This is a genomic window from Xanthomonas sp. WHRI 6108, from assembly GCF_040202385.2.
Classification (GTDB): Bacteria; Pseudomonadota; Gammaproteobacteria; order Xanthomonadales; family Xanthomonadaceae; genus Xanthomonas; species Xanthomonas arboricola.
In genome coordinates this window covers 3,712,553-3,732,150 of sequence record NZ_CP168198.1, presented here as the reverse complement: position 1 = coordinate 3,732,150, position 19,598 = coordinate 3,712,553, and the positions used below count along the sequence as shown (strand labels likewise).

Here is a 19,598-nt window from a genome sequence, read left to right as displayed (position 1 = left end):
ATGAGCAGATGACCTGCGGTCATTGGCCTCCTGCGGCGGATGTTCAGAGAGTGTGATTCCGGTAGCCATTGGCGCCGTTCATTTTTGTCGCGTTGCCGACAGTTCCAGACTTGGGGGAGACAGCATGAACCGTAGTATCCAGAAGCGTGCCTTGGCGTTGGCGCTGGTCATGGCCATGGGGAGCGTCCACGCGCAGTCCACCAGCGGCAGCATCGTCGGCAGCGTGGGGCAGAGCAGCGGCACCAGCGTGCTGGTGGAAAACAACAGCGGGTTCAGCCGCGAAGTACCGGTGGATGCGCGCGGCCGTTACACCGCCGGCAACCTGCCGCTGGGCACCTACAAGGTCACCGTCAAGCGCGACGGCGCGGTGGTGGAGACGCGCGAGAACGTCGCGATCACCGTCGGCGCCAACACCGACGTCTCGTTCGCTGCCGCGTCGGGCAGCGGCATGCAGACCCTGGACAGCGTGACCGTCACCGCCGCAGGCCTGACCACCATCGACGTCAGCAGCGTGGACACCCGCACCGTGGTCACCGCCGAGCAGCTGCAGCAGCTGCCGCTGGGCCGCACCGCCGAGGCAATCGCGCTGCTCGCACCGGGCGTGGTGGTCAACAGCGGCGGTTTCGACAATGGCCCGCTCGGTGGCTCGCTGCCCAGCTTCGGCGGCTCGGCCGCCAGCGAAAACGCCTATTACCTCAACGGCTTCAACACCACCACCATCAGCAACAATCTGGGCGGCCTGACCCTGCCGTACGGCGCCATCGACCAGCAGGAAATCTTCACCGGCGGCTACGGCGCGCAGTACGGCCGCGCCAATGGCGGCGTGATCAACCAGATCGGCAAGCGCGGCACCAATGAGTGGAAGTTCGGCGCGGCGGTGATCTGGGAGCCGAACGGTCTCAAGGCCAATCAGCGCGACATCTATTGGCGCCCGGACAGCCAGGGCAGCACGATCAACAACGCCGCCTATCGCTACGCGCGCTCGGCCAATGGCCTGTATCAGCCGGCGAGCGAGGCCGAAGCCAACCAGACCACCTACAGCGCCTACGTCGGCGGGCCGATCATCCAGGACAAGCTGTTCTTCTTCCTGGCCGCCGAACAGGTGGATTCGGACGGCGTACGCGTCGGCACCAATCGCGACACTGACAACGGCCGCACCGGCGGTCTCACCGACTACGACTACAAGCAGAAGCGCTGGTACGCCAAGGTGGACTGGAACATCACCGACAATCACCTGATCGAGGTGACCGGCGCCAGCGACGAGGCAGAGACCAACGGTTCGATCTACCGCTACGACTACGTCAATCGCCAGCGTGGCAGCTATTTCACCGACGAGTCCACCTGGAAGACCGGCCCGACCCTGTTCACCGGCAAGTACACCGGCTACCTCAGCGACAACCTCACCGTGACCGCGCTGTACGGCAAGATGAAAACGCCCGATGAGCTGACGCCCTTCAACTACAACGCGGCCGGCGGGCCGGTCATCAACAGTGCCGCGCTGCAGAATCCGGCCTACACCGGCGGCACACCGCGCATCGGCAATCAGCTGGTCACCTCGGTCAGTTCACCGGATCGCGAATACAAGAAAGACAATCAACGCCTGAATCTGGAATGGCGCATCGGCCACCACACGCTCAACTTCGGTATCGATAACCAGAAGTCCGAGGGTATCGATGTGGGCTCGGTGCTGTCCGGCCCGGGCTTTGCATGGACCTATGGCCAGACCAACGATCCCAATGGCCTGCGGACGGGCGGGCTGGTCAGCCAGTCGGCCAACGAAGCCGGCGGCATCGGCGCACCTAGCCCGGGCCTGGTCGATCCGGTCAACGGGTCCAGCGGCTATTACGTGGTGCGCAACATCAACACCAGCCTGTATTCGTACGAGGCCAAGCAACGCGCCTATTACATCGAAGACAAGTGGCAGGTCACCGACAACCTGCTGCTGAGCATCGGCCTGCGCAAGGACGAGTTCACCAACTACACCCCGTTCGGCGACCCCTACATCGAAGTGGATAACGCCTGGGCGCCGCGGCTGGGCTTCAGCTGGGACGTCAACGGCGATTCCAGCCTGAAGGTGTTCGGCAACGTGGGCCGTTATTACCTCGGCCTGCCGTTGTCGGCAGTGAGCCTGTTCACCCCGGCCACCACCACCGATACCTACTTCACCTACAGCGGCATCAACGCCGATGGCACGCCGATCCTGGCGCAGCAGCTGGGGTCGGCCGTGTCGGCCAACTCGCGTTTCGGCCGCATCGCCGACGTGCGCACCGCGGTGGTCAAGGACATCGAGGGCGAGAACCAGGACGAGGTCATCCTCGGTTTCACCAAGCAGCTGGACACCGGCTGGGTGCTGGGCGTGCGCGGCACGCATCGCCGCCTCAATGCGGGGATCGACGATCAGAACTACGACGTTTCCAATACGGCGTTGATCGCCGCTGCGGCCGCGCAGGGCGTGACCATCGACTTCTCGCAGGTTGCCGGTGCATCGCTGATCAATCCGGGCCAGACCAACACCTGGGGCGTGATCGGCACCGATGGCCAGTTCCATGAGGTGTCGGTGAGCCGCGAGGCGGCCGGCTTCCCGAAGTTCAAGCGCAATTACTCGGCGGTCGAATTCAATCTGGAACGTCCGTTCGACGGCAAGTGGTACGCCAAGGTCAACTACGTCTGGTCGCATAGCTACGGCACCACCGAAGGTCAGGTGCGTTCTGACCTGTGGCGCACCGGCGGCGCTTTGGGCAGCTACCAGGGCCAGGCCTCGGTTTCCACCACGCAGAGCTGGGACCACGCGGCGCTGATGGAACACTTCAACGGCGATCAATCCAACGATCACCGTCATCAGCTCAAGCTGTTCGGTTTCTACCAGTTCACTCCGCAATGGGGTGCGTCGGCCAACTTCAGCCTGATCTCGGGCGCGCCGCACAATTGCCTGGGCAACTACTACGGCGACAACTACACCGGCACCGACCCGGCCGGCTACGGTGGCAGCGCGATCACCGGCGGTCCTTACCACTACTGCTACAACCCGGAGACCGGCACCGGCGTGGCGTCGCCTCCTGGCTCGCAGGGGCGGCTGGGCTGGATCGCGCAGCTCGACATGGGCGTGACCTACAAGCCGGCATTTGCCGCCGGCAAGCTGGCACTGCGCTTTGACGTGTTCAACATCACCAACGAGCAGACCGCAACCAACATCTACCCGTTCTCGCAGTTGCCCGACAACACCACCAATCCGCTCTGGGATCAGGTCGTGGCCTACCAGGCACCGCGCTCGGGCCGGGTGACATTGAGCTACGACTTCTAATCGCGCCAGGCGGTAAGGTCGGTCCAGGCAGCGACGCGTGATGGCACGCGTCGCTGCCTTGTTGTCTGTACGTCACGTCGCCATTCGTATGCGCTGATGGAGGATTGGTCGCGCGCATAGATCAGTCGTAAAGCGGTTGATCTGCAGTTTGGCTGCGGGGCTCTTGCCCGCCCACCACCGCAGGACACGCCGCAAGTACGTCCGTGTAGCTCTTACGCGGCATCCATGCCGCGTAAGGTCCCGCGATGGTGGGCGGGCAAGGACCTGTCGGGATGGTCGGTGTGCGTGGTTGCAAGCAGGGCATGGCGTGCGCTGGTCGAATCACTATGCGTCAGCCAGCTTCCCGCCACCTCCCTATCGCAAGCCGATCAGTGGACAAGCTTTCAACACGCGACCTGCAAGCGCCTCATCTGCCACTGTAAGCCGCGCAACAAGCTCTCAAGAAAATAGCCGGCAAATTTCCTGGTGCGGTGTCCTTGCCGATTGCGGGACCCTTGGCGGCATGGATGCCGCCAAGGAGCCTCCACGGACGGATTCACGGCGTGTCCCGCGAGCGGTGAGGGCACTGCGCCCTCGACCCACCGAGACTTTTGACTGCATCTAATAAACAACGCTTCGACTCGAGTCTCGGTCTCTTGAGTCTTCGCTTGCGCGTGTCGCGGGTAACGTCTGTCGTCTGCCAGCCACGCTAGCGTGCAAACCCGGCCCGATATGCCTGCACTGCCGCGAGCGAGTCCGGCGCGGCGTACACGCCGCTGACCACTGCAATCAACTCGGCACCTGCAGCCACCAAGCCGGGCACCTGCGCAGCCGCGATGCCACCGATCGCCACGCGCGGCACTCCCAGCGCTGCGGCTTGCTGCAGCAACGCCGGCGTGGCGCGACGTGTCGTCACCTTGGTGGTGGTCGGGAAGAACGCGCCGAAGGCCACATAGCTGGCGCCGGCCGCGACCGCTGCGCGCGCGCGCGCAATCTCGTCGTAGCACGACACCCCGATGATGGCCTGTTCGCCCAACAGCGCACGCGCCGCGGCCGCCTCGCCATCGTCTTCGCCCAGGTGCACGCCTTGCGCGCCCACCTGTCGTGCCAGCTGCGCATCGTCGTTGATGATCAACGGCACATCGTGCGCAGCGCACGCCTCGCGCAGCGCGCTGGCCTGTTCCAGGCGCAGCGCCGCAGTGGCCTGCTTGTTGCGGTACTGCAGCCAGGTGACAGCGGGCAGCAGCGGCAAGGTGCGCGCGATCAGGCGTGCGGTGTCGGGTTCGTCGGGCGTGATGAGGTAGACGCCGCGGGCGTTGTGCAGGTCGGGCATGGCAGCGCTTCCGGAAGCGGTGGGTGGGATGGGACAATGCAGCCCCACCGTTACGTGACCGCGATTATCCGATGAGCGAGACATCCACGACCACCTACCGCACCTGGATGTGCGTCGTCTGCGGGTTTCTCTACCACGAGGCCGACGGCATCCCCGAAGAGGGCATCGCCCCGGGCACCGCCTGGCAGGACGTTCCCGACACCTGGACCTGCCCGGATTGCGGCGTGACCAAGGACGACTTCGAGATGGTAGAGATCGACTGAGAGCGGCCAACAAAACTACTGCGCCGCCGTCAGGCGGGCGCTGCGGTGCTCGGGATCGGCATGTGCCATTCGTACACTCCGGTTCTGAGCGCGCCGTCCGCACCCACCTGACGACCGCTCTCTACGTTTTATTAGCCGCTCTACTGCCTTGGCGGCTCAGCTGGGTCGCTGCGTTTTTCGCGCCACAACATCGCCGGCACACGTTCGCACAGTGCTGGCGATGGCCTCGCAGGCTGTGTTTTCAGTGCGCGCGCGCGCGCTGACTGTTCAGCTCGACCAGATGCTCATGCAGATTGGTTGCATCCTGCGCACTGGGGTTGAGCTGCAGATAGCGCGACAGATCGTGGCGTGCACCGTTGCGGTGGCCCAGATGCAGATAGGCCATGCCGCGATCGCGTAGCGCCTCGGGCTGGTCCGGCACCAGCTTCAGGATGCGGTCGGCACTGCGCGCGGCGCGGTCCCAGTGCTCGGCATCGGCGTAGACGCCGTGCAGATTGCGCAGGATGCGGATCAGGATCGCGCGATGCGGTGCGGGGTCGAGGATCTGCGCCAGGGCGCGGTCGTCGGGGATCTCGCCACCCAGGTGCGGACGCGCGCGCTCGCGCAGCTCGTCCACGCCCAGCGGGCGGCCGCCGTTAAACGGATCCATGACCAGCACGCCGTCGTCCACCGGCAAACGCACCAGGAAATGCCCGGGAAACGACACGCCCGCCAGCGGAATGCCCAGCCGGCGCGCGACTTCGATCTGCACCATCGCCAGCGAGATCGGGTTGCCCAGGCGGCGTTCGAAGACCTGGTTGAGGTAGCTGTTGCGCGGGTCGTAGTACTCGTCGTGATTGCCCGAATAGCCCAGCTCGTCGAACAGGTAGCGATTGACCGCGGCCATCTTCAGCGGCCACAGGTCGATCGCCTCCACCTCGCGGCGCAGATGCTCGACATGGCTTTGCACCAGCGTGTCGTACAGCTCGGCGTCCAGCTGCGGATACTCGTCGCGCGCAATCAGCAGCGCGGTGGACATCAACGGCACTGCGTCGTCGTCCAGGCTGGCGAGCGCGGTCCAATGGGGAAGTGGGAGCATGTCGACCATGCTGCCAAGAGTGTCGGCAAGCGGCGCGTGGTTCAAGTCCGGTACTTCCTGACAGGAAGGGCCTGTCGCGTGAGATTCACTTGAGCTTTGGGATATCCGGGCTCAGGGTCAGGCTGGCGCCGTCCTGCAGGTTGAGCCTGGCGGCCTGGCCGGCATTGAGTTCCAGCACGTAACGGGCCGGGCGCTTGCTGGGGTAGGGCGGGCAGGCGTCGCCGGCCGAACACGGCGGCACGTCGCGCTGCTGCGAGACCAGCCGGCGCTCATTGTCGAAATACAGGATATCCAGCGCGATCTTGGTGTTCTTCATCCAGTACGCCAGCGGTTCCTGGCGGTCGTGGACGAACAGCATGCCGTGATCGTCCGCCATGGCATCGCGAAACATCAGGCCTTTGGCGCGGTCGGCATCGTTCTGCGCCAGCTCCACCTGGTAGCGCGTGCCGGCCAGTTCCACCCAGGTGCCGCCGCTGCTGGCGCAGCCGCTGAGCAGGATCAACAACGCAAGGGCGGGGAGGCAAAGACGGCGCATGCGGCATACCAGTGGGCGGGGATGCCGCACCATCTGCCAAGCGGCCGCGTGCGTCAAGCCGCTGTGGTGCGTCGTACCGTCATCGCAGGTGACAGGAGTCCGGCCCGCTGTCGCTTCGCAACGCGGGCCGCTACTGCGTATGCGCGTGCTTGCACGCGATCGCTCAGATCACCCGCGGCGGCTCGCCACCGACGATCACCACATCGGCCGGGCGACGCGCGAACAGGCCCACGCAGACCACGCCGGGAATCTGGTTCAGGCTGCGCTCCAGCGCCACCGGGTCGGTGATCTGCAGGTTGTGCACGTCCAGCACCACGTTGCCGTTGTCGGTGACCACGCCATCGCGCCATACCGGCTGACCGCCGGTGAGCGCCAGGATCTGGCGGGCCACCAGGCTGCGCGCCATCGGAATCACTTCCACCGGCAGCGGGAACTTGCCCAGCACCGGCACCTGCTTGCTCGGGTCGACGATGCAGATGAAGCGCTCGCTGGCCTCTGCAATGATCTTCTCGCGCGTTAACGCTGCGCCGCCGCCCTTGATCAGGCAACGATTCGGGTCGCACTCGTCGGCACCATCCACGTACAGCGACAGATTGCCGGTGTGGTTGAGATCCAGCACCTCGATGCCGTGGCGCCTGAGCTGCGCGCTGCTCTGCTCGGAGCTGGACACCGCCCCCTTGATGCGGTGGCTGATGCGGCCCAAGGCATCGATGAAGTAGGCCACCGTCGAACCGGTACCGACCCCGACGATCATGCCGTCTTCCACGTAATCGATCGCTTTTTCGGCGGCCAGGCGTTTTGCTTCGGACATTTGGGGGCTCGGGATTGGGGAATCGGGAATCGGGATTGGGGAATCGGGATTGGGGAATCGCAAGAGCGGCTGGGCTGAGCGGGATTTGCAAATCGCAAATCCCGAATCTCTACTCCCGGCTACTCCATCGCCAGCAACAATTTCCACTGCGCGGCGGTCACCGGCAGGATCGACAGGCGGTTGCCGCGGGCGATCAGCGGGAAGCCTTCGCCCAGTGCGTCGGCCTGCTGCTTGATTTCGTCCAGTGCGATCGTGCGCGTGAGCTTGCGCTCGAAGGCCACGTCCACCAGCATCCAGCGCGGATCTTCGCGGGTGGCCTTGGGGTCGTGGTAGTCGGATTTGGGATCGAACTGGGTGTCGTCCGGATACGCCGCGCTGGCGACCTTGGCGATGCCAACAATGCCCGGCACCTTGCAGTTGGAGTGGTAGAACAACACCCCATCGCCGACATGCATGCCGTCGCGCATGAAGTTGCGCGCCTGGTAGTTGCGCACGCCGTTCCACGGTTCGGTGCCGACGCGTTCCAGATCATCGATGGAAAACGTGTCCGGCTCGGACTTCATCAACCAGTAGCGCTTGCGGGCAGTCATACGGAAACGGCGTCGTCTTTCAGGAAGGTGGCGTGTTCGGTGCAGATCGCATCCACCGCCACGTCCCAGGATTCGGTGGGCAGGGCGGGTCGCTGCTGCGCGGCGAAGCCGACGCCGACCAGCCAGGGCGGCGGCGTCTGGCGGTGCCGGAACGCGAAGCTGCGATCATACCAGCCGCCTCCCATGCCCAGCCGCCGGCACTGCGCGTCGAAGCCGGTCAACGGCGTCACCACCAGCGCCATCTCCTCGGGTGCGAGCAGCTCGGCGCGTGCCACGTCCGGCTCGGGGATGCCGTAGCGGTTGCCGACCAGCCCCTGGCCCGGCCGCCACGGCGCAAAGCGCAGGACGCGCCCGTCCAGCACTGGCAGGCAATAGCGCACGCCGGCCGGCAGGCTCAGTTGCCAGCGGTGCAGCGCGATTTCGCCATCCATCGCCCAATACCCGGCCACCGCGCCGGTCTGCGGCGCGAACGGCAGCGCCAGCAGGCGCTCGGCCAGCGCATCGGCGGCTGCCAGGCGCTGCGCTGCGGGCAGGCTGCGGCGCAGCGCACGCAACTGCTGGCGCAAGGCGTCTCGGTCGTCGGTCATGGCGTCTCGCAGCGATAGGCGGAGGGATATTGTCGATGGCGTGGACGCGCCTGCCTAGCTGCGCGTGTCCCACCGATCGCCGGTGCCGGCAAGTCTCTCGCCTGTCGCTGAGCGCGTGCGTGCAGCACTGGCAACGTTGCGGCGCACGCATGTCTTGGCGTAGTCATTGCAACAGCGGCGCAGCCGAACTGCGCGTGCCGTGCGTTTCAGACACGCAAAAAGAAACGGCGCCCGAAGGCGCCGTTTCAGATTTGCATTCTCCGCCGTGAACGATGCGGGCGAAACGACCTTGAACCCGGGGTTCAAGTGGGGACGTTGTGAGGCCATCGGGCTTCCCGCTACAAGGCGGACTTGCACTCCCGGCTTCGTCGCGCCCCCGTGGTCGTAATTAAGGGACAAGGCGCATGTTTTGCACGCTGTCGTTTACAGCAGAGAACGCAGGTGAAGTATAAACCTCTGCTGCGCGATGGCTAGCCCATTCGTCGGCCGGCGCAATTGAAAGTTCATATTTGCGACGACAGTGCGAACTGCACCTCAACGCGGTGTGTCGGATACGCTGTCCAGGCGGCGATTCAAGCTGTCCAGCGTGTTGGCCAGTTCACGGTCGTACAACGCTTGCTGATCGCGCAGCTGCTGCAATTCGTGCGCCAGATTGAGTGCGGCCAGCACCGCAACGCGGTCCACCGCTGCCATGCGATTGCTGCCGCGAATCTCGCGCATGCGCAGATCCAGCAGGCGCGCCGCAGCGGTGAGGCTCTCGCGTTCCTCGGCTGTGACGCCAACGGTGTATTCACGATCCAGAATACGCACGCTGACCGGCTCGTTGTTGCTCACGTGTGCTGCTCCAGGGATTTCAACCGCACGATCATCGCTTCCACGCGCGAGCGCGCCTGTTCGTTCTTGGTCAGCAATTGCGCACGCTCGCCGATCAATTGTTCCTGCTGGTGACGCAGGCTGCGGTTCTCGTCGGTCAACCGCTGGCTGCGCTCGACCAGGGCCTCCACACGGGCGGCAAGGGCGCGGATCTGGGCGAGGGCAGCGGCGTTGTCCATGCGCTCACGATAGGGGCGCGTGCGCGCGGCGGTCAAGCGCCCGATTGCAGCCCGCTTACCCGCCGTCAGGCCAATCCCGACAAGGGCTTGCGCTGCGCCCGGCGCAGCCGGCGTCACGCGCGCGGACCCCGTAGGGAACACGCCGCTGGCGGCCGACGCGGGGTGCCTTGATACACTGGGAAGTCAAATCGCCGGCCCATGTGCCGGCACCTCCTGTTCCCAGCCTGGATGACCCGATGGATCTGCCCGATGTAACCGCTGTGCAAAACGAAAGTCGCCAGCTGGAGTTGGCTTCCTCCGCAGCGGAGTTGCATGGCGGGCTGTGCGGGTGGCTCTCCGGTGGGGGTGCCGACAGCGGCGACTGGCTGGCGCGCATCCTGGCCGACACCGCGCAGGTGGCGCCCAGGCAGGGCGGGGCGCTGGACCAGATGCGGCAGGCCACGGTGGCGCAGCTGGAAGACCGCGATTTCGCCTTCGAACTGCTGCTGATCGACGACGGCGCACCGCTGGCGGCGCGCACCGATGCCTTGTTCGACTGGTGTCGTGCTTTTCTGGGTGGCTTCGGCCTGGCGGCGCAGCAGCGCCCGGCACTGACCGAAGAGGGCGAAGAGGCGCTGCAGGACCTGGCGCGGCTGGCGCAGGCGTCCAGCGACGATTTCGATGCGGCCGACGAAGACGACACCGCCCTGGCGGAGATCGAGGAGTTCGTGCGCGTGGCGGTGCTGTTGCTGCATGGCGACTGCGTGATGGGGCCGCGCTTCCGCCAACGTCTGAACTGACCGCACGACCGCCATGAAAAAACTCACCGGGATCGGCGCGGCTGAGTACGCGCGTCGGCGCAAGCAGCTGATGCAGATGGCCGGCGATCAGGCCATCCTGATCCTGCCGGCGGCGCCCGAGCGGGTGCGCAGCCACGACACCCACTACCCGTATCGGCAGGATTCGGATTTCTGGTATCTGAGCGGTTTCCCCGAGCCGGAAGCGGTGCTGGTGCTGGTGCCGGGCCGCAAGCATGGCGAGGCGATCCTGTTCTGCCGCGAGCGCGATGCCGAGCGCGAAGCCTGGGATGGCCCGCGCGAGGGCCAGGAAGGTGCGGTGGAGCGCTACGGCATGGACGATGCGTACCCCATCGACGATGTCGACGAGATCCTGCCGGGCCTGCTGGAAGGGCGCAGCCGCGTCTATTACCACTTCGGGCGCGATGTCGACTTCGACCTCAAGCTGATCGGCTGGCTCAAGCGCGTGCGCGAGCAGGTGCGTCATGGCGCGCAGCCGCCGCACGAATTCCTCGAGCTCGGGCATCTGCTGCACGAGCAGCGGCTGTTCAAGTCGCGCGACGAAATCGCGTTGATGCAGCACGCCGCCGACATCAGCGTGCGCGCGCATCGCGCCGCCATGCGGCTGGCGCGGCCGGGTGTGCACGAGTACGAACTGCAGGCCGAGGTGGAGTGCGCGTTCCGCGCCGCCGATGCGTGGCCGGCGTACGGCAGCATCGTCGGCACCGGCAGCAATGCCTGCGTGCTGCACTACCGCGCCAACAATGCGCGCAGCCGCGATGGCGAACTGGTGCTGATCGATGCCGGCGCCGAGTACCGCGGCTACGCGGCCGATATCACCCGCACCTTTCCGGTCAACGGCCGTTTCACCCCGGCGCAGCGTGCGCTGCACGATCTGGTCGGCGCTGCGCAGGCTGCCGCGCTGGCGCAGGCGCGCCCTGGCCTGCCCTACGAAGCCGGGCATCTGGCCGCGGTGCAGACCCTGACCGAGGGGCTGCTGCAGCTGGGCCTGCTCAAGGGCAAGCTGGAGCGCAATATCGCCGACGGCCATTACAAGCGCTTCTATCGGCACAAGACCGGCCACTGGCTGGGGCTGGATGTGCACGATGTGGGCGACTACCGGTTGGCTGGCGACTCGCGTCTGCTCGAGCCCGGCATGGTGTTCACCATCGAGCCGGGACTCTATATCTCCGCTGACGACACCACGGTGGAGGCCAAGTGGCGCGGCATCGGCATCCGCACCGAAGACAATGTGCTGATCACCGCCGACGGCCATCGGGTGCTGACCGATGCGCTGGCGCGCAGCGCCGACGAGATCGAAGCGGAGATGGCGGACCGCGACGCGTTGCGCGCATAGCGCGGTCATGACGCCATGAGCCGTCGTGACCTGGAGCGGTGCATTGCCCTGCACGCGACCCGCGCACTGCCGGTTTGGTTGGGATTGCGCGGCGTATCCGGCTGAGGCCGGCGGCGTCGCTTGACGCGCGCTGCGCCGGGCGCCTTGCAAACATGAGGCGCCCGGCCGTTGTGCTGCGCGCCGTTCTACTGGCCCAGCTGGGGCGTCTGGGTGCGTTCGGGCTGCTGGACCTGTTCGCCTGGCGTCACCAGTTGCTGTGCGCGTGCGAACGATTGCGCTTCCGGCGTGCTCAATGCCTGCTCGGTCTTCATGTGCGCGCGCAGATGCGCCGGGTTGGCCGGGTCGCCCTGCACCACGAACACGTTTTCGCCACCGTGCACGCCGCGATTGTTGGCCTCGCTCATCAGCACATGATCCACGCGCGACAGGCCGCCTTCCTTGGCCAGCGGCAACAAGGCCGCGCTGAGCCGGTCGCTGGTCTGGTCGGGTGTGCGTCCATGTGCCGCATCGATTGCATGCACGCCGCGCTGGATCTGTTGATACATCGGATGGTCGGGGTGCGAGGACTGGCGTGGATCGTTCATGGCAATGCTCCGTGCGGTGCGGAAGGATTCAAGGGGCGGCAAACACCGGGCGGGTCAGGTTTTCGGGCGCGCCATCGGTGCACACCACCTCGTCTTCGATACGGATGCCGCCGTAGGGTTTGAACTGCGCAACGCGCGCCCAGTCGACGCTGGCGGCGTGGCCGTTCTTCTTCACTTCGTCCAGCAGCATGTCGATGAAGTACACGCCCGGTTCGATGGTGACCACCATGCCCGGTTCCAGCACGCGGGTCAGGCGCAGATACGGGTGGCCGGCGGGGCGCTCGATGCGGCCGCCGCGGTCGCTGGCCGCAAAGCCTGCCACGTCGTGCACCTGCAGGCCGATCAGATGGCCCAGCCCGTGCGGGAAGAATGCCGCGCTGACGCCGGTGGCGAGCGCAGCTTCCGGCGACACGGTGAGGATGCCGAAGTCTTTGAGGATGCCCATCAGGGCCAGATGCGCATCCACGTGCAACTGCTTGTAATCCACGCCGCTGCGCACGCTCTGGCCCATGCGGATCTGTGCGGCATCCACCGCATCGATCAGGGCCTGGAATTCGCTGCCGGGGTCGGCGGCGTAGGTGCGGGTGATGTCGCTGGCGTAGCCGTAGGCCGAAGCACCGGCATCGATCAGGAAGCTGCGCAGCGGCTGCGGCGGCTGCTGGCCGAGTTCGGTGTAGTGCAGCACCGCGCCGTGCTCGTTGAGCGCGATGATGTTGCCGTAGGGCAGTTCGTTGGCGTCCTGACCGACGGCGGCGCAGTAGGCCATATGGATGCCGAACTCGCTCTGGCCGGCGCGGAAGGCCGCTTCGGCGGCGCGATGGCCGCGCACTGCCAGCTGCTGGGCGATGCGCAGCAAGGCCAGTTCGTACGGCGTCTTGAACGCGCGCTGGTAGTCCAGGTAATCGAGCACCGGCTGCGGATTGTTGGGCACATACGCACCTAGCGCGCTCTGCGCCTCGCCCAGGATGGCGCAACGGTCGGTCTGCCTGGGCAGCAGCGCCAGGGCCTGGTCCGGGGTGCGGATGATGTGGATGTCGCAGTGCTCCACCCACCAGCCGCTGGGCGCCTCGGGCACCACATGCCAATAGTCCAACGGCTGGCAGAAGATCAGCGTCGGGCGCTTGCCCGGGGTGTAGACCAGCCAGCTGTTGGGCACCCGCGTCAGCGGCACCCAGGCCTTGAACTGCGGATTGACCGCATAGGGATAGTCGCGGTCGTCGAACACCTGGTAATGCAGGCTGCCACTGGGCACCACCAGGTGGTCGAAGCCGCCGCGCTGCAGCGCCTCGTCGGCGCGCGCGGTCAGCGTGCGCAGGTGGTCGGAATACAGGTGGCTCAAGGACGGCTGGGGCATGCGGGGCTCGATCGGCAATGCAAAGACAGGTCGCGATTTTGCCGTAATCGTGGTGATGCTGTCCTTCAGCCCAGCATGTGTTCTTCGGCGATCCAGGCGCGCAGGCGTTGGCGATGCGGCTCGGACATGGTCAGGAAGCGGAAGCCGGCCCAGGCCTGCCCGGGTGCGTGCGCGGCTTCGCTCCATAACAGATGCACGCCGACATCGATCTCGGTGGCGCGGCCGATGCGCTCGGGCAGGCTGAAGCGCAATTGATACAGGGCGTCGTCGTGCAGCGGAACCGAGGCCAGCAGCAGCATGCCGGTTTCCGAGACATTGCCGACCCGGCCGATCTGCGCCTCGCTGAGCATGTCGGTCACCGGTATCAGGTCGGACGGCTGGCGGCGCGGTGCGCGGCGGGTGTCCTGGATCATGGGTTGACCTCTGCAATGGGCGCCTGACCGGCCAGGCTGCGCAGCGTGCGCACGGTGGCATGCCAGGCGCGGTCGATCAGCCGCGATTTCTCTTCGACCAGCAGGCGCGCCTGGCCGCCGGCCATCAGCCGCGACAGGCCATCCAGCGAGTGCTCGGCGACCTTTTGCCCACGTTGATTGACGAACAGCGCGTTGCCGGTCATCGGGCTGTACCAGGACAGCCGTTGCCGGCGCAGGTCGCCCTGCTGGTTGATCACGAACTCGAACCAGCTGCCGAACGGCAGGCTGCGCAGCTGCGTGTAGCAGGCCTCTTCGGCCGGCGAACGCGGGCCGGCGACGTCCCTGCGCGGTGCGCCGTCGCCCTGGTCGCCCAGCCGCGTGCGCGCCTTGAGCCTGGCGGCGAGCTCGGTGCGCGAGGTCGTCTCGTCCTCGCCGCCGGGCGTGGACAGGCGCCGCGCGATCGCCGCCGCTTCATCGTGGTGATAGCCGACCTGCAGCAGCGCGGTTTCGATCTCGGTGCCGAGCGCGATGTCGGCAGGTTGCCCCTTGCTGCGGCAGGTGACTTCGGCGATGCGCGCGGTCAGCGCCTGTCGCTCGTCCCATTCGGGCGATTGCTCGCCCTGGCGCAGCAGCGTCAGCGTCAGCACGTCCGACCATGCCTGACGCAGCAGCGCCTGCACGAAGCGCGGCGGGACGCTCTGCTCGCACAGCTGCTCGATGCGCGCCTCGGCCTGCTGCTTGGCCGACTCCAGCCGCTCCTTGCCACGCGCCGCATCCACATGGCGGCGCTCGGCGAGGTCGGCCTTGCGCGCCAAGGCGCGCAGATGCGCCTGGATATCGGCGTTGGCCGCGGCGAACACGGCCTCGTCGCCCTGGTAGTCGTTGACGATCCGGTCCACCGCGCTGCCCAGCTTGTGCAGCAACTGCGGGTCGACATCGTCGTCGCCCAGCCAGACCGCGCCGGACTCGGCCACGGTGTTGAGCAATTCGCGCACCGGGTGCTGGTCGCGCACGAAGAAATGCGTATCGGCCAAGGCCGCGCGCACCACCGGCACCTGCAACTTGGCGAGCAGGGCCTGCGCCGGGGTCTGCTCGCGCACTTCGCGTTGCATCTGCGCGTAGAGCAGGCCGAGCAGGTCGAAGGTGTCGGTGTCCTGCGGCGACAGCGCGGCGTCGGGGCCGTGTTGCGCCCGCAGCAACGCCAGCAGCTGGCGCTGCACCGCATCGATGCCGGTCGGCTGCGCCGCTGCCGCTGCCTGTGCCGCCAGCGTGCCCTGCAGGCTGGCCAGTGCGTCGCTGACGGCGGCCTTGGGCACGGCCGAGGAGGCGAGCCGGGGAGATGCTTTTTCGGGTGTTGCCTGGGCGCTGCTTGCAGGCGCTGCGCCGTGATCTGCAGAGCTTTGATTCGCCGCTGCGCCTACGTTGCCCGCCGCCTGCGACCGGCGCGCTGACGACATCAGGCCGCCGAGCGCCTGCACTGCATCGCTCAGGGCAGGTGCTGCCTGCTCACCGTCGGTCGCCGCTGCCAGTGTCATCGGCATGGCGGGCGGATCCAGCAGGGCGCTCTGCCACGGTGTCGGTGCCGATTGACCGCTCCAGCCAGTTGCAGGCCGCCCGTTGCGCGGCGGCAGCGCGCGCGCGCTGGCGGCCGCAGCATCCTTCGGTGCGGTGGCTGCTGCAGGCGGTGCGCGCCGCGTCTGCACCTGGGTGGGCTTGACCAGGTAAGGGTGATAGATCAGCCCCGGCAGGATGCCTTCCTGCGCGAGCGTGCCGTTGGCGCGCTCGTACAGATCGTTCAAACGCTCGATGACCTGACGCTCGAACACGCGGTACAGCGTCAGCTGCCCGTCCAGGCTCAGTCCCAGCGTTTCGCCGCACTGGCGCAGCACGCGGCACAGGGCGTACGGGCCCAGCGGCACTGCCTCCAGTTCGAACTCGGCCACCGCGCCGATCACCGCCACCCGCTGCGCCAGCAATTGCAGCGCATCGGCGCGGCGGGAGGTTTCGCGGCGCGCAATCTCGCTGAGCACGATATCGCGATCGATATCGGTGTCCTCCACCAGGGTGAGCATCTGCGGATGCGCTGAGGCATCGGCTGCTGGCATCAGCGACGGGCGATCGCGCAGCGTGGCCAGGTCCTGCGCCAGCTGCTGCAGGAACGCCTGCGGAAACCGATCGATGTGGTCGCGCAGGTCACGTGTCTGCGCATAGGTTTCGGCCTGGATCTGGCTGTTGCGGGCATGCTCGGCCTGATGCAGCAGCTCGCGTTCCAGCTCGACGATGGTCAGCCGCAGCGGCCCGCTGAGCGCCTGCACGCAATGCGCATGCAGCGCGGCGAGCAGGCGCCGTCCGCGCGCGGAAACCGGTGCATCGGCGATCGGGCCGCTGAGCGTGTGCTGCAGGGAGGAGGCGGGAGTGGACATCCGGGGGAGGCAGGCTCGGTGCGAGGCGTGAGCTATGTAGCATGTTTTTCCGCCGGGCAGCGACCGCGCGGGCGCAAGACGTGCCTGGCCAGATTCGGTCGCCACCCGGACGCGGACGGCGCGCGTGGCGCGGCTCGCTGGATCCGCGCGCCAATGCTGTCGTGTGCGCTATCGATCATGGCGCGGCGTGCTGGCTGCGGTGCCGCGCCGCGATCGCCGCGATCAGGCCAGAAACAGCTCGACCACGTCATTGGTGAAGCGGCGGCCCAGCTCGGTCGGCACCACGCGTCCGTCCTGCGCGGTCATCCAGCCTTGCGCAATCGCGCGCGCCACAGGCAACTCGATGACCGACGCGGCCAGGCCGGTGGAGACTTCGAAGTCGCGCAGGGCGAAGCCCTCGTGCAGGCGCAGCAGGTTGAGCATGTATTCGAACGGCAGCCGCTCGCGCGGCACGATCTCGTCGCCGCCGATCGATGCCGCGCTGCCGGCGCTGGCCAGGTAACTTTGTGGGTGCTTGTGCTTCCAGCGTCGCAGCACATGCTGTTCGGCGCCGGAACTGATCTTGCCGTGCGCCCCGGCGCCGATGCCCAGGTAATCGCCGAAGCGCCAGTAATTGAGGTTGTGCGCGCATTGCCGCCCGGGCCTGGCGTAGGCGCTCACTTCGTACTGCGCGTAGCCGGCCTCGGCCAGCAGACGCTGGCAATGTTCCTGCATGTCCCAGGCCGCATCGTCGTCGGGAATGCCCTTGGGCGGCCGCGCGAAGAACACCGTGTTCGGCTCCAGTGTGAGCTGGTAATGCGACATGTGGGTAGGCTGCAGTGCGAAGGCGCGTTCGAGATCGCGCTCGGCCTGCGCCAGGGTCTGCTCGGGCAGCGCGTACATCAGGTCGATATTGAAATTGTCGTAGCCGGCATCCTGCGCCAGCTTGATCGCACGCTCGGCCTCGGCACTGTCGTGGATGCGACCCAGCCGCTGCAGCGCTACATCGTCGAAGGTCTGCACGCCGAAGCTCAGGCGGTTCACGCCGGCGGCGCGATAGCCGTCGAAGCGGCCATGTTCGGCGGTGCCTGGATTGGTTTCCAGGGTGATCTCCAGATTCGGTGCAAAGCGCAGCCGCGCGGCGGCGGCTTGCAGGAATCTGTCGATGGCTTCGGGCGGAAACAGGCTCGGCGTGCCGCCGCCGAAAAACACCGAATGCACCACGCGCCCCCACACCAGCGGCAGATCCGCATCCAGGTCGCGGATCAACGCATCCACGTAGTCCTCGAACGGCAGCACGCCCTTGGCCGCATGCGAGTTGAAATCGCAGTACGGGCATTTGCGCACGCACCAGGGCAGGTGCACGTAAAGCGACAGCGGCGGTGGAATCAGGTCGGGCACTGCGTCAGGCCATGGTTCACAGCGACAGGGCATGCAGCTTGTGCTGCAGCGTGGCCAGCGCCACCGCACGGTGACTCAGCCGGTTCTTCAGCGCGGTATCCATCTCCGCAGCGGTCAGGCCATGCAGCGGATCCAGGAACACCGGGTTGTAGCCAAAGCCGCCGGTGCCGCGTGGTTCGGTGGTGATCACCCCTTCCCAGCTGCCTTCGGCGATCAGCGGTTGCGGATCTTCCGGGTGACGCAGCAGCACGATCACCGCGTAAAACCGCGCGCTGCGGCGCTCGGCCGGCACGGCGCGCATGGCGTCGAGCAGCTTGGCGTTGTTGGCCTGCGCATCGGTCGGGCTGCCGGCATAGCGGGCGCTGTACAGGCCCGGTGCGCCGCCGAGCGCATCGACGATCAGGCCGGAGTCGTCGGCCAGTGCCGGCAGGCCGGTGACCGCGCTGGCATGGCGTGCCTTGATCAAGGCGTTCTCGACGAAGGTCAGGCCGGTTTCCGGCACATCGTCCACGCCGAGCTCGCCTTGCTCCACGATGCGCAGTGGCAGGTCGGCGAGCATGGCGCGCAGTTCTTCCAGCTTGCCGGCGTTGCCGCTGGCCAGGACCAGTTGTTTCATTGCTTGGGCTCCAGCAGGTCCCACTTGGTGCCGTACAGATCGCGGAACACCACGACCGTGCCGTACGGTTCCTCGCGCGGGGTTTCCAAGAATTCCACCCCGAACGCCTGCATCGCCGCGTGGTCGCGCCAGAAGTCGTCGGTGTAGAGAAAATGATCCACCCGCCCCCCGGTCTGGTCGCCGATGCGCGCGCGCTGGGCGGCGTCGGCCGGCTGCGCGAGCAGCAAGCCGGCGTCCTGCGCGCTGCCCGGGCCGATCACCACCCAGCGCTTGCCGTCGCCAAGTGCGCGATCCTCCAGCACCTGGAAGCCCAGCGCACCGGTGTACCAGGCGATCGCCGCGTCGTAATCGGCGACCAGCAGGGTGGTCAGGGCGATGCGCCGGCTCATCCGGCCAGTGCAGCGCGTTGCAGGGCGAACAGTTCGCTCATGCCTCGTTCGGCGAGTGCGAGCAGTGCATTGAGTTCGTCGCGGCGGAAGGCGTGGCCTTCGGCAGTGCCCTGCAGCTCGATGAAGCCGCCGCCGTCATTCATCACCACATTCATGTCGGTGTCGCAGTCGCTGTCTTCGGGGTAGTCCAGATCCAGCACCGGCTCGCCGCGATAGATGCCCACCGACACCGCGGCCACGGCGCCGATCAGCGGGTGCTTCTTGATGTCGCCGCGCTTGAGCAGCAGGTTCACCGCATCGGCCAGCGCCACGTAGGCGCCGGTGATCGCGGCGGTGCGGGTGCCGCCATCGGCCTGCAGCACGTCGCAGTCCAGGGTGATGGTGCGCTCGCCCAGGGCATTGCGATCCACACAGGCGCGCAGTGCGCGGCCGATCAGGCGCTGGATCTCCAGCGTGCGTCCGCCCTGCTTGCCGCGTGCGGCCTCGCGATCGGAACGGGTGTGGGTGGAGCGCGGCAGCATGCCGTATTCGGCGGTCACCCAGCCTTCGCCCTTGCCGCGCAGGAATCCGGGGACGCGGTTTTCCACGCTGGCGGTGCACAGCACGCGGGTGTCGCCGAAGCTGACCAGCACCGAGCCTTCGGCGTGACGGGTGAAGGCGCGTTCGATGCGCACCGGGCGCAGCTGGTCGGCCGTGCGGCCGCTGGGACGGGAAAAGGTCATGCGATGAGTCCGGAAGTCGGGAGGTGGGTCTGGGGCGGCGCGTGGCGGGGCGGTC

20 protein-coding genes and 2 other RNA genes are annotated in these 19,598 nt (G+C 66.9%); 5 read left to right on the top strand and 17 right to left on the bottom strand.

Going from position 1 to position 19,598, the window contains the following annotated elements; all coding sequences use genetic code 11:
- Positions 1–124 precede the first annotated feature (124 nt).
- The gene (locus ABQ039_RS15700) at positions 125–3,301 is read left to right on the top strand and encodes a TonB-dependent receptor (RefSeq protein ID WP_160955201.1); all 3,177 of its coding nucleotides are present in this window, start codon (positions 125–127) and stop codon (positions 3,299–3,301) included.
- A 688-nt stretch (positions 3,302–3,989) separates the two neighbouring features.
- On the opposite strand, the gene thiE is transcribed toward ABQ039_RS15700, so the two are convergent.
- Positions 3,990–4,613, bottom strand: coding sequence for a thiamine phosphate synthase (thiE, locus tag ABQ039_RS15695; RefSeq protein ID WP_349777942.1), 624 nt, complete (start codon positions 4,611–4,613; stop codon positions 3,990–3,992).
- Positions 4,614–4,636: 23 nt separating this feature from the next.
- On the opposite strand from thiE, the gene ABQ039_RS15690 reads away from it, so the two are divergent.
- A complete protein-coding gene (locus ABQ039_RS15690; RefSeq protein WP_024938106.1) occupies positions 4,637–4,876 on the top strand; it encodes a rubredoxin in 240 nt (79 codons plus the stop codon).
- Between the two features lie 60 nt (positions 4,877–4,936).
- Positions 4,937–5,013: non-coding RNA, sX9 sRNA (locus ABQ039_RS15685), on the top strand.
- A gap of 104 nt (positions 5,014–5,117) precedes the next feature.
- On the opposite strand, the gene ABQ039_RS15680 is transcribed toward ABQ039_RS15685, so the two are convergent.
- The 8 genes from ABQ039_RS15680 to ABQ039_RS15645 all read right to left on the bottom strand — a co-directional run bounded on the left by ABQ039_RS15680 (position 5,118) and on the right by ABQ039_RS15645 (position 9,529).
- On the bottom strand, positions 5,118–5,999 hold the full coding sequence (locus tag ABQ039_RS15680; RefSeq protein ID WP_024938107.1) for a SirB1 family protein: 882 nt from the start codon (positions 5,997–5,999) through the stop codon (positions 5,118–5,120).
- 40 nt (positions 6,000–6,039) lie between these two features.
- Positions 6,040–6,489, bottom strand: coding sequence for a DUF192 domain-containing protein (locus ABQ039_RS15675; RefSeq protein ID WP_349777943.1), 450 nt, complete (start codon positions 6,487–6,489; stop codon positions 6,040–6,042).
- Positions 6,490–6,652: 163 nt separating this feature from the next.
- Positions 6,653–7,300 (bottom strand): ribose-5-phosphate isomerase RpiA, encoded by a 648-nt coding sequence (gene rpiA, locus ABQ039_RS15670; protein WP_016903557.1) that lies wholly within the window; start codon positions 7,298–7,300, stop codon positions 6,653–6,655.
- A 119-nt stretch (positions 7,301–7,419) separates the two neighbouring features.
- Complete coding sequence (locus ABQ039_RS15665) at positions 7,420–7,890, bottom strand: EVE domain-containing protein (protein WP_016903558.1); 471 nt, start codon at positions 7,888–7,890, stop codon at positions 7,420–7,422.
- Positions 7,887–8,477 (bottom strand): 5-formyltetrahydrofolate cyclo-ligase, encoded by a 591-nt coding sequence (locus ABQ039_RS15660; RefSeq protein WP_065032791.1) that lies wholly within the window; start codon positions 8,475–8,477, stop codon positions 7,887–7,889. The genes ABQ039_RS15665 and ABQ039_RS15660 overlap by 4 nt, the downstream gene beginning before the upstream one ends.
- Positions 8,478–8,730: 253 nt before the next feature.
- A non-coding RNA gene (gene ssrS, locus ABQ039_RS15655) (6S RNA) lies at positions 8,731–8,915 on the bottom strand.
- A 96-nt stretch (positions 8,916–9,011) separates the two neighbouring features.
- Positions 9,012–9,311, bottom strand: a complete 300-nt coding sequence (locus ABQ039_RS15650) for a cell division protein ZapA (protein WP_039512407.1) — start codon at positions 9,309–9,311, stop codon at positions 9,012–9,014.
- Complete coding sequence (locus ABQ039_RS15645) at positions 9,308–9,529, bottom strand: TIGR02449 family protein (protein ID WP_024938110.1); 222 nt, start codon at positions 9,527–9,529, stop codon at positions 9,308–9,310. Before ABQ039_RS15645 ends, ABQ039_RS15650 begins: the two co-directional genes overlap by 4 nt.
- 236 nt (positions 9,530–9,765) lie before the next feature.
- Between ABQ039_RS15645 and ABQ039_RS15640 the strand changes: the two genes are divergently transcribed.
- Together ABQ039_RS15640 and ABQ039_RS15635 are read left to right on the top strand one after the other, a co-directional pair.
- A complete protein-coding gene (locus tag ABQ039_RS15640; RefSeq protein WP_024938111.1) occupies positions 9,766–10,308 on the top strand; it encodes a YecA family protein in 543 nt (180 codons plus the stop codon).
- Between the two features lie 13 nt (positions 10,309–10,321).
- Entirely contained in the window at positions 10,322–11,662 is a 1,341-nt protein-coding gene (locus ABQ039_RS15635; RefSeq protein ID WP_160955203.1) for an aminopeptidase P N-terminal domain-containing protein, read from the top strand.
- Between the two features lie 185 nt (positions 11,663–11,847).
- Here ABQ039_RS15635 and ABQ039_RS15630 read toward each other — a convergent pair whose 3' ends face one another.
- From ABQ039_RS15630 to rph, 8 genes are all read right to left on the bottom strand, one after another.
- Positions 11,848–12,246, bottom strand: coding sequence for an XVIPCD domain-containing protein (locus ABQ039_RS15630; RefSeq protein WP_054592124.1), 399 nt, complete (start codon positions 12,244–12,246; stop codon positions 11,848–11,850).
- Between the two features lie 28 nt (positions 12,247–12,274).
- Positions 12,275–13,600 (bottom strand): Xaa-Pro dipeptidase, encoded by a 1,326-nt coding sequence (gene pepQ, locus ABQ039_RS15625; protein ID WP_349777944.1) that lies wholly within the window; start codon positions 13,598–13,600, stop codon positions 12,275–12,277.
- Positions 13,601–13,665: 65 nt separating this feature from the next.
- The gene (locus ABQ039_RS15620) at positions 13,666–14,013 is read right to left on the bottom strand and encodes a PilZ domain-containing protein (protein ID WP_046344154.1); all 348 of its coding nucleotides are present in this window, start codon (positions 14,011–14,013) and stop codon (positions 13,666–13,668) included.
- Positions 14,010–16,436, bottom strand: a complete 2,427-nt coding sequence (locus tag ABQ039_RS15615) for a DUF1631 domain-containing protein (protein ID WP_184608608.1) — start codon at positions 16,434–16,436, stop codon at positions 14,010–14,012. The genes ABQ039_RS15620 and ABQ039_RS15615 overlap by 4 nt, the downstream gene beginning before the upstream one ends.
- A gap of 222 nt (positions 16,437–16,658) precedes the next feature.
- Entirely contained in the window at positions 16,659–17,816 is a 1,158-nt protein-coding gene (gene hemW, locus ABQ039_RS15610) for a radical SAM family heme chaperone HemW (protein ID WP_039519207.1), read from the bottom strand.
- Between the two features lie 16 nt (positions 17,817–17,832).
- The gene (gene rdgB / locus ABQ039_RS15605; protein ID WP_349777945.1) at positions 17,833–18,432 is read right to left on the bottom strand and encodes an RdgB/HAM1 family non-canonical purine NTP pyrophosphatase; all 600 of its coding nucleotides are present in this window, start codon (positions 18,430–18,432) and stop codon (positions 17,833–17,835) included.
- The gene (locus ABQ039_RS15600; protein ID WP_016903569.1) at positions 18,429–18,821 is read right to left on the bottom strand and encodes a VOC family protein; all 393 of its coding nucleotides are present in this window, start codon (positions 18,819–18,821) and stop codon (positions 18,429–18,431) included. Before ABQ039_RS15600 ends, rdgB begins: the two co-directional genes overlap by 4 nt.
- Positions 18,818–19,543 carry a ribonuclease PH gene (rph, locus tag ABQ039_RS15595; protein ID WP_039519212.1) on the bottom strand — a complete coding sequence of 242 codons (726 nt, stop codon included), beginning with the start codon at positions 19,541–19,543 and terminating at the stop codon, positions 18,818–18,820. The genes ABQ039_RS15600 and rph overlap by 4 nt, the downstream gene beginning before the upstream one ends.
- Positions 19,544–19,598 lie beyond the last annotated feature (55 nt).

Bases quoted from the DNA above. Each gene is read 5' to 3' on its own strand.
- ABQ039_RS15700 (WP_160955201.1), top strand. From the start codon at position 125: ATGAACCGTAGTATCCAGAAGCGTGCCTTGGCGTTGGCGCTGGTCATG.
- thiE (WP_349777942.1), bottom strand. From the start codon at position 4,613: ATGCCCGACCTGCACAACGCCCGCGGCGTCTACCTCATCACGCCCGAC.
- ABQ039_RS15675 (WP_349777943.1), bottom strand. From the start codon at position 6,489: ATGCGCCGTCTTTGCCTCCCCGCCCTTGCGTTGTTGATCCTGCTCAGC.
- rpiA (WP_016903557.1), bottom strand. From the start codon at position 7,300: ATGTCCGAAGCAAAACGCCTGGCCGCCGAAAAAGCGATCGATTACGTG.
- ABQ039_RS15665 (WP_016903558.1), bottom strand. From the start codon at position 7,890: ATGACTGCCCGCAAGCGCTACTGGTTGATGAAGTCCGAGCCGGACACG.
- ABQ039_RS15660 (WP_065032791.1), bottom strand. From the start codon at position 8,477: ATGACCGACGACCGAGACGCCTTGCGCCAGCAGTTGCGTGCGCTGCGC.
- ABQ039_RS15645 (WP_024938110.1), bottom strand. From the start codon at position 9,529: ATGGACAACGCCGCTGCCCTCGCCCAGATCCGCGCCCTTGCCGCCCGT.
- ABQ039_RS15640 (WP_024938111.1), top strand. From the start codon at position 9,766: ATGGATCTGCCCGATGTAACCGCTGTGCAAAACGAAAGTCGCCAGCTG.
- ABQ039_RS15635 (WP_160955203.1), top strand. From the start codon at position 10,322: ATGAAAAAACTCACCGGGATCGGCGCGGCTGAGTACGCGCGTCGGCGC.
- ABQ039_RS15630 (WP_054592124.1), bottom strand. From the start codon at position 12,246: ATGAACGATCCACGCCAGTCCTCGCACCCCGACCATCCGATGTATCAA.
- pepQ (WP_349777944.1), bottom strand. From the start codon at position 13,600: ATGCCCCAGCCGTCCTTGAGCCACCTGTATTCCGACCACCTGCGCACG.
- ABQ039_RS15620 (WP_046344154.1), bottom strand. From the start codon at position 14,013: ATGATCCAGGACACCCGCCGCGCACCGCGCCGCCAGCCGTCCGACCTG.
- ABQ039_RS15615 (WP_184608608.1), bottom strand. From the start codon at position 16,436: ATGTCCACTCCCGCCTCCTCCCTGCAGCACACGCTCAGCGGCCCGATC.
- rdgB (WP_349777945.1), bottom strand. From the start codon at position 18,432: ATGAAACAACTGGTCCTGGCCAGCGGCAACGCCGGCAAGCTGGAAGAA.
- ABQ039_RS15600 (WP_016903569.1), bottom strand. From the start codon at position 18,821: ATGAGCCGGCGCATCGCCCTGACCACCCTGCTGGTCGCCGATTACGAC.
- rph (WP_039519212.1), bottom strand. From the start codon at position 19,543: ATGACCTTTTCCCGTCCCAGCGGCCGCACGGCCGACCAGCTGCGCCCG.